General features: G+C 70.0%; 10 protein-coding genes and 1 pseudogene. 2 read left to right on the top strand and 9 right to left on the bottom strand.

Going from position 1 to position 14,048, the window contains the following annotated elements; all coding sequences use genetic code 11:
• The first annotated feature begins 73 nt into the window (after window positions 1-73).
• Window positions 74-1,456 (top strand): FAD-dependent oxidoreductase, encoded by a 1,383-nt coding sequence (locus OG395_RS43505; RefSeq protein ID WP_327247833.1) that lies wholly within the window; start codon window positions 74-76, stop codon window positions 1,454-1,456.
• 16 nt (window positions 1,457-1,472) lie between these two features.
• Here OG395_RS43505 and OG395_RS43500 read toward each other — a convergent pair whose 3' ends face one another.
• Window positions 1,473-1,859 (bottom strand): ArsR/SmtB family transcription factor, encoded by a 387-nt coding sequence (locus OG395_RS43500; protein WP_327247832.1) that lies wholly within the window; start codon window positions 1,857-1,859, stop codon window positions 1,473-1,475.
• Window positions 1,860-2,032: 173 nt separating this feature from the next.
• On the bottom strand, window positions 2,033-2,449 hold the full coding sequence (locus OG395_RS43495; RefSeq protein ID WP_266988707.1) for an acyl-CoA thioesterase: 417 nt from the start codon (window positions 2,447-2,449) through the stop codon (window positions 2,033-2,035).
• On the opposite strand from OG395_RS43495, the gene OG395_RS43490 reads away from it, so the two are divergent.
• Window positions 2,448-2,591: a hypothetical protein gene (locus OG395_RS43490; protein WP_327247831.1), complete on the top strand. Its 144-nt coding sequence runs from the start codon at window positions 2,448-2,450 to the stop codon at window positions 2,589-2,591. The two genes, OG395_RS43495 and OG395_RS43490, sit on opposite strands and share 2 nt — an antisense overlap.
• Before the next feature lie 7 nt (window positions 2,592-2,598).
• Here the strand turns inward: OG395_RS43490 and OG395_RS43485 are convergent, their stop codons facing one another.
• From OG395_RS43485 to OG395_RS43455, 7 genes and pseudogenes are all read right to left on the bottom strand, one after another.
• Window positions 2,599-3,696, bottom strand: coding sequence for an NADH:flavin oxidoreductase/NADH oxidase (locus OG395_RS43485; protein ID WP_327247830.1), 1,098 nt, complete (start codon window positions 3,694-3,696; stop codon window positions 2,599-2,601).
• A 166-nt stretch (window positions 3,697-3,862) separates the two neighbouring features.
• Window positions 3,863-4,243, bottom strand: a complete 381-nt coding sequence (locus tag OG395_RS43480) for a hypothetical protein (protein ID WP_327247829.1) — start codon at window positions 4,241-4,243, stop codon at window positions 3,863-3,865.
• A 31-nt stretch (window positions 4,244-4,274) separates the two neighbouring features.
• Complete coding sequence (locus OG395_RS43475; protein WP_327247828.1) at window positions 4,275-7,457, bottom strand: glycosyl hydrolase 115 family protein; 3,183 nt, start codon at window positions 7,455-7,457, stop codon at window positions 4,275-4,277.
• Between the two features lie 79 nt (window positions 7,458-7,536).
• Window positions 7,537-9,079 (bottom strand): annotated as a pseudogene (locus tag OG395_RS43470) (sodium:solute symporter family protein).
• A gap of 61 nt (window positions 9,080-9,140) precedes the next feature.
• Window positions 9,141-10,409 (bottom strand): glucarate dehydratase family protein, encoded by a 1,269-nt coding sequence (locus tag OG395_RS43465; RefSeq protein ID WP_327247827.1) that lies wholly within the window; start codon window positions 10,407-10,409, stop codon window positions 9,141-9,143.
• Window positions 10,410-10,446: 37 nt separating this feature from the next.
• Window positions 10,447-11,547 carry an endo-1,4-beta-xylanase gene (locus OG395_RS43460; RefSeq protein ID WP_327247826.1) on the bottom strand — a complete coding sequence of 367 codons (1,101 nt, stop codon included), beginning with the start codon at window positions 11,545-11,547 and terminating at the stop codon, window positions 10,447-10,449.
• A gap of 95 nt (window positions 11,548-11,642) precedes the next feature.
• Complete coding sequence (locus OG395_RS43455) at window positions 11,643-14,033, bottom strand: glycoside hydrolase family 3 N-terminal domain-containing protein (RefSeq protein WP_327247825.1); 2,391 nt, start codon at window positions 14,031-14,033, stop codon at window positions 11,643-11,645.
• Between the last annotated feature and the right edge of the window lie 15 nt (window positions 14,034-14,048).

The raw sequence follows: 14,048 nt of genomic DNA, 5'->3' as shown, positions 1-14,048 counted from the left end.
CGCGCGGCCGCACCTCTCCCCTGCCCCGCCGACCGGTGGGATGCTGGAGTCACCCTCCGGGAAGAGGTGCACCGTGCTCCGTGTCGCCGTCGTCGGCTCCGGACCCAGCGGGGTCTACACCGCTCAGTCTCTGGTCGAGCAGTCCCGCGTGCCCGATGTCCGGGTGGACGTGCTGGACCGGCTGCCCTGCCCGTACGGCCTCGTGCGGTACGGCGTCGCCCCCGACCACGAGAAGATCAAGTCTCTGCAGAACAGTCTGCGGACCGTCCTGGAGCACGAGCGGATCACCTTCCTCGGCCATGTCCAGGTGGGAGGGGACGGGCTGCCACCCGAGCGGCTGAGCGAGCTCTACCATGCGGTGGTCTACTGCGTCGGGGCGGCGACCGACCGCGGTCTCGGCATTCCCGGCGAGGATCTGCCCGGCAGCCACTCGGCGACCGAGTTCGTCTCCTGGTACAGCGCCCACCCCGATGCGGCTGCCAACAGCTTTGCGTTGCAGGCCCGTTCGGCCGTGGTGATCGGGGTCGGCAATGTGGCGGTCGACGTGGCGCGGATCCTCTCGCGCGGCGCCGAGGAGCTGCGGCCCACCGACGTGCCCCACCCGGCGCTCGGCGCGCTGGCCGGCAGCCAGGTGCGCGAGGTGCACATGGCGGGCAGGCGGGGACCGTCGCAGGCCAGGTTCACCACCAAGGAGCTGCGCGAGCTGGGCGGGCTGCCGGGGGCGCGGGTCGTGGTGGACGGGGCGGAGCTTGCCCGCGATCCGGCGTACGCCCCCGTCGGGGCGCCGGCGGATTCACCGGTGCCGCTGCCGGCGGTGGTGCGGCGCAATATCGAGGTGCTGCGCGGGTGGGCCGAGGCCGGCACCCCTGCCATCGGGCCCGACCCGATGCGCACGATCCACCTGCGGTTCTTCCTGCGCCCCGTCGAACTCCTCGAACGGGACGGGCGGGTCGCCGGGGTCCGGTTCGCACGCACCGCGCCGGACGGCAGCGGAGGCGTTCAGGACACCGGTGCGTACGAGGAGATCGGCGCCCAGCTCGTCCTGCGGGCCGTCGGCTATCGCGGGCTGCCGCTGCCCGGTCTGCCGTTCGATCCGGCCCGCGGTACCGTGCCCCACCTGGCGGGGCGAGTGCTGCGGGACGGCGTGCCGTCACCCGGGGAGTATGTCGCGGGGTGGATCAAGCGGGGGCCGACCGGAGTGATCGGCTCGAACCGGCCGTGCGCGAAGGAGACGGTCGCGTCACTGCTGGACGATGCGCCGCTGCTCGAGGGGCGGCCCTTGGCCCCCGATCCGGTGGCCGCGCTGCGGGCGTGGGGGCTACGGCCGGTGGAATGGGACGGGTGGCTGTCGATCGAGCGGGCTGAAGCGGCCCTCGGGCACTCGCTCGGCCGAGGGCCGGTGAAGATCCCGGACTGGACGGGGCTCCTGCAGGCCGCACACGGCGACCGCCGCTGAACCGCTCCGGGTGGCGTCAGTCTTCGCCGAGCCGGTCCGCCTGCTGGTTCGCGGCGGCGAGAATCGCGTCGAGCAGCCCCGGGAAGAGCGTGTCCAGATCGTCGCGGCGGAGCCCGTTCATCTTGGCGGTGCCCCGGTAGGTCTGACTGACGACGCCGCTCTCGCGCAGCACCCGGAAGTGGTGCGTGGTCGTGGACTTGGACACCGGCAGTTCGATACGGGAGCACGTGAGCTCGTCCTCGGCGGCGGCCAGCTCACGGACCACCTGCAGCCTCATCGGGTCGGAGAGCGCGTGGAGCACCGCCTCGATACGGATCTCCTCGCGTGCGGGGTGGGCGAGCACACGGGCCCCGACGCCCGGGGCGGCGGTGACACGAACGGCGGCGGCGCTGGTGGCGGTCACGGTGACTCCCCTTACGTCGTTTCGGACGGGTACCGTATGGTACGAGACTCATCGTACTTTGCCGTAGGGCTGACGCACCACGACAGCTTCCGCCCTGTACGACGCCCGGTGTGACCGTCACGCCCGACACGAGATCCACGACGGCGCGAACGCGGTTCCGTTCCGGAAGCCGGTCAGCCGCTGAGCAGGTCCGGCCTCTCGGCCAGCGAGGCGAGATGCCCGGCCGGGTCGGCGATCAGTTTGCGGGCCGTCAGGTCGAGCATGCCTGCCACGCCCGTCACCTCCGCCGCGACCGTGCCGTCCTCCTTGAGGATCCTCTGCACGACCTCGAAGGTCTTCCCCGCGCCGTACACGAACCGGCACGTCACCCGGACGCGCTCGCCGCCGCGCAGCTCCCGCCGGAACTTCACCGTGACTTCCAGCGCGACCGGCCCCACCCCGCCGGCCAGCAGCTTCTCCTGCGGCAGCCCGGCAGCTCGCAGCAGCTCCCACCGGGCGTGCTCGGCGTACTGCAGATAGACGGCCTGGTTCAGGTGCCCCTGTGTGTCGAGCTCATAGCCGCGCACGGTCACGTCAACGAAGAAGGTCATGGTCGCCGCAACATCGCCGCGCAATCCGCCATTCCCCCACCCGGCGCACTTTCACGCCAACTCCCGCGCACACGCCGCACTGCTGCACCACGGGGCGGAGATCGCGTTGCTTCGCAACCTCTTCCGGGCACGGCAGCCCTGAGCGAACCTCAGACTGCGCGCAGATACTGATCGGGCCTGTGGACCTCACCGCTCAGTTCGCGCGCCGCATGCTGCGCCCATGAGGGGTTCCGCAGCAGCTCCCTTCCGAGGAGCACGGCGTCCGCCTGCCCGTCGGCCACGATCTTCTCCGCCTGCTGCGGCTCGGTGATCAGACCGACGGCGGCGACGGGCAGCGAGGTCTCCTCGCGCACCCGGGCGGCGAAGGGGACCTGGTATCCGGGTCCCGTCGTGATGCGGGCATTCGGAGCGTTGCCGCCGCTGGAGACGTCCAGCAGATCGACGCCGTGCGCCTGCAACTCCTTGGCCAGCCGTACCGTCTCGTCGACGGTCCAGCCCTCACGGCCGTCGTCGTCGTTCTCCGTCAGCCAGTCGGTCGCCGAGATCCGGAAGAAGACGGGCAGGTCCTCGGGCCATACGTCGCGGACGGCGTCGACGACCTGGAGAGCGAACCGTACGCGGTTCTCGAAGCTGCCGCCGTACTCGTCCGAGCGCCTGTTGCTGTGCGGGGACAGGAACTGCCCGATGAGATATCCGTGGGCTCCGTGCACCTCGGCGACGTCGAAGCCGGCCTCGCGGGCGCGGCGGGCGGCCTCGCGGAACTGCTCGACGACGCCGTGGATCTCGTCCACGGTCAGCTCGTGCGGTACGGGGTGGCCCTCGTCGAACGGGAGCGGGCTGGGGGCGACGGGCTGCCAGCCGTGCTCGTCCGGGCCCACGGGCCCTCCGCCCAGCCAGGGGGCAGCCGTCGATGCCTTGCGGCCGGCGTGGGCGAGCTGAATGCCGGCGACGGAGCCCTGGCTCTTGATGAACGCGGTGATCCGCCGGAGGGCGGCCACCTGGGTGTCGTTCCAGATCCCGAGGTCGGCGGGGCTGATCCGCCCTTCGGGGCTGACGGCCGTCGCCTCGGTGAGGATGAGGCCGGTGCCGCCGATCGCCCGCGCAGCGAGGTGGGCGAAGTGCCAGTCGGTCGCGACTCCGGCCTCCGGCCCCACGGGTTCCGCGCTGTACTGACACATGGGCGCCATCCATACTCGGTTGGGTATGACAAGCGATCGCAGGGTGCAGGGCTCGAAAAGGACACTCACGGCAGGCTCCGTTTCGCCGGGAACGGCAGGATCGTTAGTACGATACATCTCGTAGTACGAGATTCGTCAAATTACGAAGGTTCTCGTACAACGAAACACGCGTGCATGAGGCCCCTCCCGGCTTCAGGAGGGGCCTCATGCACCGCGTGGGTCAGTCCTTCAGGATTCAGGCGCGACGCCGAAGCGTGATCTCCGCATCGACGTCGTAACCCTGCGTCCAGCTGCGTCCGGCGCCCGACTTCCAGGTGATGTGAGCCGTGGCCCCGTCGACCCTGACCGCTTCCACGGTCATGACCCGGTCGCCGTCCCGCACATCGCCGCGACACAGCTCCCCCGCCTTGACGGTCACGGGCTCAGCCGACTGCGCGCTCTCCGTCTCGTCCGCCGCACGGGCGAGAGCCGCGGCCAGCTCCCGGGCCCGGGCAGGGGTGCAGATCAGTGAGAGCTCCCCCGACGGACTGGCCACCCGGACCTCGACCCCCGCCCCAACGGGGGTCACGCCCAGGACCGCACCCTGTCCGTCGGTGTCCTCGATCTCACTCTTCATCGCTCTGCTCTCCCCTTGCCCGTGCCACGGCTCACTTCAGCCGGAGGCTCTCCGGCGGGCCCAGGTAGCTGGGCTTGAGGCCGCCGGTGTCGACCACCAGGTTCTGCAGCACCACCGTCGGGTCGACCATCCAGAATTTCAGCACATGCACACCGGCCCGGCCGATGTGGTGCACCGTACGGGTGCGGTTGACGTTGTCGGAGGTGTTGCGCGCCCACTGGACGTTCATCGTGCCGTCGTCCGATCCCGTCACCGCCGTGACGTTCACGCGCTGCGGTACGTCGTCGTCGAAGGAGACGGCGTACGTGAGGCCGTCGGACGCCAGCGTGTTGTTGCGGGGCGACAGGTACGCGTGCACGGTGACCGGCCCGGTGGTGAACAGGCTGACCCGGTACTCCAACCGCGGGCTGCTGCCGCCCGGGCTCTGGCGGTTGGCGGTGACCGGGAAGGGCTCCATGCCGGCGCCGGTCCGTCCGATGCCGGGTATGCGCTGCCAGGTGATCCCGTTGCCGCCGACGGTACGGGAGTAATGGTCCGCCTCGATGGAGACGTACCCGTTGGCCTCGACGAATCCCTCGAGCTGCGAGCGCCGCTCCTTGGGGTGGTCGATCACGGCCTGGACGACGACCTCGCGGCCGTCCGGACCGCTGACCGCGATCGGCACCTCCGTGACACCCTTGGGCGCCCGTGACCAGTCGACGCTGAAAGTGATCCGGTCCTGCTTGTCGACCCGGCCCCGGACGCGGTCGGCGACGAGCCAGGAGGCCCCTGTCCGGATCCGGTAGTCGAACGGGGCGGCGCCCCGGTTGAACACCTCGATGTACTGCGCGGCCTGGCTCTGGTACGGACTGAAGGCCGGCAGCACGGCCGGGGAGCTCTCCTTGGGCCACCACGTGTCCGAGCCGTCGACGGCCACGCCCATCTCGGCGCCGGCCGGGAGGTCGATGCGCTTGACCGCCGGGAACAGCACGTCCTTGATGGCGACGTTGTTGAGCTCGGGCTGCTGCCAGGGGGCGTTCGGCCCGTAGCGGGCCACATCGCCGTAGTCGATGTGCGGCTGGCTCTGGAACCCCTGCCACTTCCCGTCGGCGACCTTCGTGTTGAAGCGGTCCGCCAGCGCCAGGTCGTCTGCGAGCCGGGCCTCGGCGGCGGCCGCCAGATCGTTGGTGAGGGCCCGGCCCTGGGCCGCGTAGTGCAGGTTCTTGAACTCGGCCTCACGCAGGGCGTACAGGTTGGCGGTGGCCTGCACCTCGTAGCCGACCAGTTCGTACCAGGCGTCCTGGGTGGAGGCGGGGAGGCTGCGGCCGATCCGCTCGGCCTCGGCCCCGAGGCGCTGCCACTCCTCGGTGACGCGCTCCAGCTCCCGGTAGTCGGTGAGGCTGAACGGGGTGGCCTGGTCGTCGTAGCTGATCGCCGACGGGTCCTTGGCCGGGTCCTTGGCCGGGTCGAGGGTGATCTTCCGGTTGAGCAGCTCCGGCTTGCGGCGGGACTGCAGCCGGGCATAGGTACGGAGCACCTCGGCCACCTCCTCGGCCTGCTGCTCCCCGAAGTTCTGGCGGGCGTACTGCTCCTCCCACTCCGGCAGCCGGTCGAGGGTCCAGCGGTCGGGGTTCCAGGCGTACTCCAGGAAGAACTGCGTGGGCAGTTCGTTGCCCTTGAGGTCGCCGACGTTGGTGACCCAGAGACCGTGGTTCCCGTAGGCGACGGACTGGTGGAGCTGGTCCCACATGTTCGGCAGCGACGTGGTGTCCACCCACTTGTAGTTGCGGCCCACCCCGACGTAGTCGAAGTGGTAGTAGAGGCCGTAACCGCCTTCGCGGGCATCGTTCTTGAGGTCGGGGAGCTTACGGATGTTGGCCCAGTTGTCGTCGGTGAGGACGACGGTGACGTCGTCGGGCACCCGCAGGCCGCGGTCCCAGTACCGCTGGACCTCCTTGTAGAGGGTCCACACCTGCGGAATCGTGGTGACGTCCTTGCCGGAGACCTCGGCCAGGATCTGCCGCTGGGTGGCGATGATCTCGGTCATCAGCTCGATGCCGTCGCCGTCGGGCAGGCTGACGTCGCCGTTGCCGCGCATGCCGAGGGTGACGACGCCCTCGAAGTCCTCGTCCTTCATCCGGCGGATGCCATCGGCCCAGTACGCCTTGATCGCCTCGGCGTTGCGGCGGAAGGACCACTCGCCGGTGCCGCCGTAGGGGTCGTGACCGGGGGTGGTGATGTTGCCCGCGCTGTCGCGGACGGCGGCGACCGCGTGCCGGTTCCACTCCTCGATGCCGCGCATCATCGGTGCCTCGTGAGAAGTGCCCATGACGACGCCGTACGCCTTCGCGGTGGCGTGGTTCTTCGGATCGTCCTCGGCGAACGCGCGGCCCCACACAGCCGGCCAGAGGTAATTGGCCTTCAGACGAAGCATCACTTCGAAGATCTTGGCGTAGAAGTCGGCGTTGAAGCCGCCCTCGAAGCCGGGGGCCTTGCCAGGTCCGAAGAATGCCGGTGCCCACGTGCCGAGCGCCGGGTTCTCGTCGTTGATGAAGAACCCGCGGTACTTCACGGCCGGGGTGCCCTGGGTGTGGCGGCCGGGCAGGACGTACAGCCCGTCCCGGTGCGCGGGGACGACATCGTCCCACCAGTACCAGGGCGATACGCCGATCCCCCGGGAGACGTCGTACGCACCGTAGATCGTGCCGCGCTGGTCGCTGCCCGCGATCACGAAGGCCCGGTCCACACCAGGCAACGGCTTCTCGACGATGGTCTGGAGGCTGGTCTCCCACTTGCCCTTGATGCCGGAGACGTCGATCTTGCCCGCGGCGATCAGTCCGTCGATCAGCGGGCTGCGGCCGATGGTTCCGACGATGACGATCTCGCGGCCCTTCGGTGTCGCACCCCGTGAGAGAACGGGGCGGACGCCGGTGACGCGCTCGATGTCGGCCTGGAGGTCGCCGGCCACCCGGACGACCCCCGCGTAGTCTCGGTCGCTGACCAGGATCGGGGCCGCCGCACCTCCCCTGACCAGCGGAAAGCTGCCGGAGCGGGGGGCGAAGGAGATGTATGCGCCGGGGTCGGTCGGCAGCCCGGTCGCGCCCGGTGCGGTGGCCAAGGCCTCCGACGAGAGACCGAGCAGTGAGCCGAGAGGTGTTGCCGTCAGGGCGGTGAGCCCCAGTCCGAGCCCCAGAATCGCTCTGCGGCTCGCGTGTTGCGGGAAGTGCCTGTCCATACTGCTCTCCCAGTTTTGTTCACACCCATGACAAATTGGCCGGATGTGCACTTTGACGAGTTGTCGGATAGGGGGTGGGTCAGTCGGAGGTGCCGGGCACGGCGGCCTGCGGCACCGAGGTGACCGCCGGCTCGGCGTCGCTGTCACCGTCGGGGGCGGGCGACACCGCGGCCACGATCGCGTCGGCCGTTGCGTCGGGCTCCGGGCCGAGCAGACCGACCACCACGTACACCACCAGCGAGGTCACCAGCGGGGTCACGATGACGACGGTCTGGTCGGTGCTTTCCAGCACGAACTTCACCAGGACGTAGCCCAGCAGCCCCAGCGCCCAGGAGGACAGGGCGGCGCGCGGCCCGCACTTGCGGAAGAGTGGCAGCAGCCCCAGCAGCATCGGAATGGAGATCGGTCCCATCACGGCCGCGACCAGACCGACGATGATGCCCAGCACCCCGCCGAAGTGATCCGCCTCGATGGCGACGAGCATGCTCACGGTGATGAAGACGACCGTGCACACGCGGGCGATGAGCAGTCCGGTCGCCGGCGGCAGTTCCTTGGCGCGGCGCACGACCGCCGGGATGATGTCCCGGGTGACGACCGCGGAGACGGCGTTGGCGTCGGACGAGGCCATGGCCATGGTGTGCGAGAACATCCCGGCGAGCGTCAGACCCACCAGTCCGGCCGGCAGGTACGACTCCGCCATCAGCGCGTAGACCTTCTGCGGATCGGCGATGTCCGGCAGCAGGACGGCCGCGGCGACGGGCGGGAAGAGCAGTACTGCCGGCCACACCACGTACAGCACCGCGGAGAGCCCGGCCGAACGGCGGGCGGCCTGCGGGGTGTCCGTGGCCATGTAGCGCTGGGCCAGGTTCCACATGCCGCCGTTGTACTCGAAGAGCTTCACCACGACATACGCGCCGAGGAAGGTGGCGGTGTAGGGGCCGACCAGCGGATCGCCGTGCCCCTCGGGCAGCTTGTGCCAGAGCGTGCCCAAGGCCGGAGATGCCGTCGCCGAGGCGGTCCACGACCACCCAGACCATGGCGAGCGCCGCGATGCCCTGGATGACGAACTGGCCGAAGTCGGTGAGCGCATCGGCCCACAGCCCGCCCACGGTGCAGTACAGAAGGGTGACGACGCCGGTGATCAGGATGCCGGTCGTCATCGACATACCGGTGAACACGTTGAGCAGCACGGCCACCGACGCCCACTTGGCGGCCACGTCGAACACCTTGAGCAGGGCGCCGCTCCAGGCGAGAGCCTGCTGGGTCGGCACGTTGTAGCGCTTGGCGAGATATTCGAGCGGCGAGGCGACCGCGTAGCGCTGCCTCAGCCGGTTCCAGCGCGGGGCGAACAGCCAGGCCCCCACACCGGTGCCCAGAGCGAGCGGCAGGAACGCCCAGACGTAGACGGTGATGCCGTAGCTGTACGCGATGGCGGCGTAGGCGACGAACACCGCCGCGCTGTACCCGGACATGTGGTGGGAGATGCCGGACAGCCACCAAGGCATCCGGCCGCCGCCGGTGAAGTAATCGCTCACGTCACCGACGCGTCGGTGCGACCAGAGACCGATGAGCAGCATCACCAGGAAGTAGCCGCCGAGGGCGGCCCAGTCGAGCCAAGCCATGAATGCTCCTTGAAATGCCTTGATACGTGGCCGGAGTACGAAAACCGATGGTCGCCGCGGCTCACCAGCGCGGGGTCTTCTTCTCGTAATGGGGGTCGACCCGCTGCATGTAGCCGGTGTCGTCCCGGTTGCGCAGACCGCAGCTGAGGTACTGCTCGTGCAGACGGGCGAGCGCGTCGCGGTCCAGCTCGACACCGAGCCCCGGCCCCCGCGGAACCCGCACGGATCCGTCGGCGAAGGTGAGCGTGCCCGGCTCCACGACTTCCTCGGTCTTCCACGGCCAGTGGGTGTCACAGGCGTACGTGAGGTTCGGCGTGGCGGCCGCAAGATGGGTCATCGCGGCCAGGCTGATCCCCAGGTGCGAGTTGGAGTGCATGGACAGCCCTATGGAGAAGGTGTCGCAGATGCCGGAGAGCAGCTTGGAGCGGTGCAGGCCGCCCCAGTAGTGGTGGTCGGAGAGCACCACCTGGACCGAGCCCCGTTCGACCGCGGGCGCAAGATGTTCGAACGCGACGACGCACATATTGGTGGCCAGGGGGATCTGCGTCTCCCTGGCAACCCGCGCCATACCGTCCAGATCGGGCGTCGGGTCCTCCAAGTACTCGAGGACACCCTCCAGTCGGCGGGCCACCTCGATCGAGGTCCCGACGCTCCATGCCGCGTTGGGGTCGAGCCGCAGCGGCACCCCGGGAAAGGCATCGCGCAGCGCCAGGACCGCCTCGATCTCCTCCTCGGGCGGCCGGACACCACCCTTGAGCTTGATCGCGGTGAAGCCGTACTCGGAGATCATCCGGCGCGCCTGGGCGACGACGGCCTCCGGATCCAGCGCCGCACCCCAGTCGTCCGGCTCCTGCCCGGGATGCGCGGCCCACTTGTAGAAGAGGTAGGCGCTGAACGGTACGGAGTCCCGTACCGCCCCTCCGAGCAGGTCGCTGACCGGGCGGCCGGCGGCCTTGCCCTGGAGGTCCAGACAAGCCACCTCGAACGGGGAGAACACCCGGTCGACGGCGCTGCTTGAGGTGATCATCCCGGTCAGTCCGGAGCCACCGACTCCGCTGTCTGCGGCCAGGACTTCGGCGACCTTGCGGTGCATCGCACCGAGCGCGCAGACATCCATTCCGATGAGGGCGTCCGCGACGGCCCGCAGCCGGCGCAGATGCCCTTCGTCCGCGTAGGTCTCGCCGAGGCCGACGAGGCCCTCGCCGGTGTCGACCTCGACGATCGCACGCAGGGCGTACGGTTCGTGCACGCCGACCGCGTTGAGCAGGGCCGGGTCACGGAAGGCGACCGGGGTGATCGTCACTGCATGGATCCGGAGGCCGTCCGTCACTGTGCTGCCTCCTCCGCGCTGTTGATCATGTGGGCTTTCAGTCCCTGCCTGCGGCCAGCGTGAGGTCCGCGCTCATCGCGTTGTACGCGGCCTTGGCCTTGTAGTTCTCGTCGAGGATGTTCGCCGCGCCCTCCCCCTTGAAGACGCCGGGAACCCAGGAGTACTTGTCGGTGAAGCCCCACACCGTGAAGTCGGTGCAGTGCTCGGTGAGCAGGCAGCCGCGCAGCAGGACGTCGTAGGCCTCCGCCTGCGCCTCCAGCTTGGTGTTGTCGACGGGCATCGGGATGCGGACGTCGGCCTCGGTGATCGCGGTCTCCAGACCGAGGTCGTCGAAGCGCTTCATGTTGGTGGCAATGTCGTGCGGGGCGCTGTACTGGACGTCCAGGTGCCCCTGGATGCCGACACCGTGAACCGGCACGTGCTCCTTGCGGAGCTGCGCAACGAGGTCGTAGAGGGCGGTGCTTTTCGCGTTGACGCCCTCGATGTTGTAGTCGTTGATGAAGAGCTTGGCCTTGGGGTCGGCCTGGTGGGCCCAGCGGAAGGCGTCGGCGATGTAGCCGGGGCCGAGCTTCTGCAGCCAGATGCTGTTCCGCATGGTGCCGTCGTCGTTGAACGCCTCGTTGACGACGTCCCACTGCCAGATCTTGCCCTTGAAGTGGGTCACCTGGTCGGTGATGTGCTGGTGCAGGATGTCCCGCAGTTCATCGGCCGTGAAGTCGCCGTTGTTCAGCCAGGCGGGCAGCTGGCTGTGCCAGACCAGGGTGTGGCCCCGGACCAGCTGGCCGTTCTCCTTGGCGAAGTCGACCAGCTTGTCGGCGGCGGCCCAGTCGTACGTGCCGCGCTGGGGCTCGACGGCCTCCCACTTCATGACGTTCTCCGGGGTGACGGAGGAGAACTCCCCCGCGGCCTCGGCCCGGTAGGGCGCGTCGGAGGCGAGCGCCGACATGTCGACCGCCGTTCCGATCCGCAGATCGGCGCGCTTGCCCAGAGCGCCGAGGGTCTTGGCCGCGGCGTCGCTCTTCGGCTTGGTGTGCTGGGCGGCGTTCTCGGGGGTGGCGCTGGCGGCGACGGTGAACGTGGAGACCAGCAGGGCTGCGGCGGCGGTGCCGACGACGGCAGCCCGATTTGCCTTGCGCATGACATTTCCCTTCGATGGAAGTACCGCGTCGAAAGTTTCGGGATCCTCCCCGCAGATGGAGCGGGGAGGCCCGGGCCCTCAAGCAAGGGGCAGATTCAGGTCAGTTCGATCGACGTGTCGCAGACGAGCCGGCGCCGGTGATCGACCGTGCGCTCGGGACCGGTGAGTCGCAGCTTCACGGTCTGCTTGACGTCGTCGGCCGCGCTGGATGTCGCGAGCCGCAGTTCGAGATCGCCGGGTTCGACGATCCGTCGGCCGCCGATACCGGTGAAGGACACCAGATCGGCATGGAAGTGGAACCGCACGCGGCGGGCCTGCCCGGCGGCGAGCTGCACTCGGGCGTACCCGATCAGCCGCGCTTCCGGGCGGGTGGTCTGGGCGACCGGGTCGTGCACGTAGAGCTGCACCACCTCGGCGCCTTCGCGGTCCCCGCTGTTGCGGACGGTGAGTTCGATGTCGGTGGAGCCGTCGGTGGGGATCTCGGCCGGGGGCGTTGCGCCGGCCTCCCACTCGAACGATGTGTACGACAGACCGTGTCCGAAGGGGTGGAGCGGCGTCGGGTCCAGGTTGCTGACCCCGCTCGCCAGCCCCAGCGGCGGTTGCAGATAGGTCCACGGCTGACCGCCGGGACCCTGCGGCACACTGACCGGCAGCCGGCCGGAGGGGTTCACCCGGCCGGAGAGCACACCGGCCAGCGCCGGACCGCCCTCCTCGCCGGGGAAGAACGCCTGCACGGTGGCAGCCGTCCGGTCGGCCCAGCAGCCCAGCGCGTACGGCCGGCCGGTCAACAGCACCAGGACCACGGGGGTTCCGGTGGCCAGCAGCGCGTCGAGCAGCTCGCCCTGGACACCGGGCAGGGCGAGGTCGGCGGCGTCGCAGCCCTCGCCGGTGGTGCCACGACCGAACAGCCCGGCCCGGTCGCCCAGCACGGCGACGCACACATCGGCGTGGCGGGCGAGTTCGGCCGCTGCCTCGATGCCGGAGGTGTCCGTGCCGTCCACGTCGCAGCCGGCCGCCGAACCGATGTCCGCGCCGGGGAACTCCGCGCGCAGCGCTTCCAGGACGGTCGGAATCTCGATGCCCATCGGCACCTCGGGGTGCGAGACGCCGACATGGCTGGGGAAGGAGTAGCAGCCGAGCATGGCAAGGGCGTCGTCGGCGCGCGGCCCGACAACCGCGATCCGGCCGTCGCCGCCCAGGGGCAGCGCATCGCCGGGGTTGGCGAGCAGCACGACGGCCTGCTCGGCCAGTTGCCGGGCGAGTGCCCGGTTCTCCGGCGGGTCGAGGTCCACGGTCTCACGCGCCTGATCGGGGTCCGCCCCGGCCAGCACGGCCGGCAGCGGCGACCATTCCGGGTCGAGCAGACCGAGTTCGCACTTCTGCAGCAGCACGCGATGCAGTGCCCGGTCGACCAGTTCCTCGGCCACGGCGCCCTCCTGCACGGCGGCGACGAGCGCATCGCCGTAGCTGCGGACGGTGGGCAGTTCCACGTCGACCCCGGCGGTGAGCGCAAGGCGGGCGGCGCCGGAGCGGTCCGCGGCGACCTTGTGCAGGGTTTCCAGGAAGCCGATGCCGAAGTAGTCGGCGACGACGGTTCCGTTGAACCCCCAGATGTCCCTGAGCAGTTCGGTGAGCAGCGCCGGGTCGGCCGCCGCGGGAACACCGTCGATCTCTGCGTACGAGGACATCACCGAACGGGCGCCTCCCTCGCGCAGCGCCATCTCGAAGGGCGGAAGAGTGACATCGGCCATCTCCCGCGTTCCGGACCGGACCGGAGCGAGGTTGCGGGCGCCGGCCGACGCGGCGTATCCGGCGAAGTGCTTGAGCGTGGCGACGATGCCGGCGGACTCCAGGCCGCGAACGTACGCGGTGCCGATGGTGGCGACCAGGTACGGGTCCTCGCCGATGGTCTCCTCCACCCGGCCCCAGCGCAGGTCGCGCACCACGTCGAGGACGGGTGCCAGTCCCTGGTGGACGCCCACCGACCGCATGTCGCGGCCGATGCGGTGGGCCATCTCGGTGATCAGATCCGGGTTCCAGGCGGCTCCCCAGGACAGCGGGACGGGATAGGCGGTGGCGCCCCAGGCGGTGAAGCCCGCGAGGCATTCCTCGTGGGCGAGCGCCGGGATGCCGAACCGTCCGGCCTCCACGATCCGCTTCTGGGCACGGGCCAGTGAGACGGCGCCGACTCCGGGGTCCACCGGGGCGGTGCCGAACGGTCTGGTCAGTTGGCCGAGCCCGCGGGTGGTGAGCTCGTCCCAGTCGACCGGGTCGACCATGTCGTTCTGGTGCGGTGCGACCCCGTCGCCGTCGGCGTCGGCGCCCACCCAGACTCCGTACAGCTGTGCGGCCTTCTCCTCCAGGGTCATCCGGGCGACGAGGTCGGCCACCCGCTCCTCCGGGGTGAGGGAAGGGTCGCGCCAGGGGCCGTCGACGGCGGTGGCCGGATCGGCTCGGAGTGCGTGCGGGACAGGGTGGATTGCCATGGGGGCAGGGGTTCC

The organism is Streptomyces sp. NBC_01320, from assembly GCF_035974375.1.
GTDB lineage: Bacteria > Actinomycetota > Actinomycetes > Streptomycetales > Streptomycetaceae > Streptomyces > Streptomyces yanii.
This window is presented reverse-complemented; position numbering and strand designations above follow the sequence as displayed.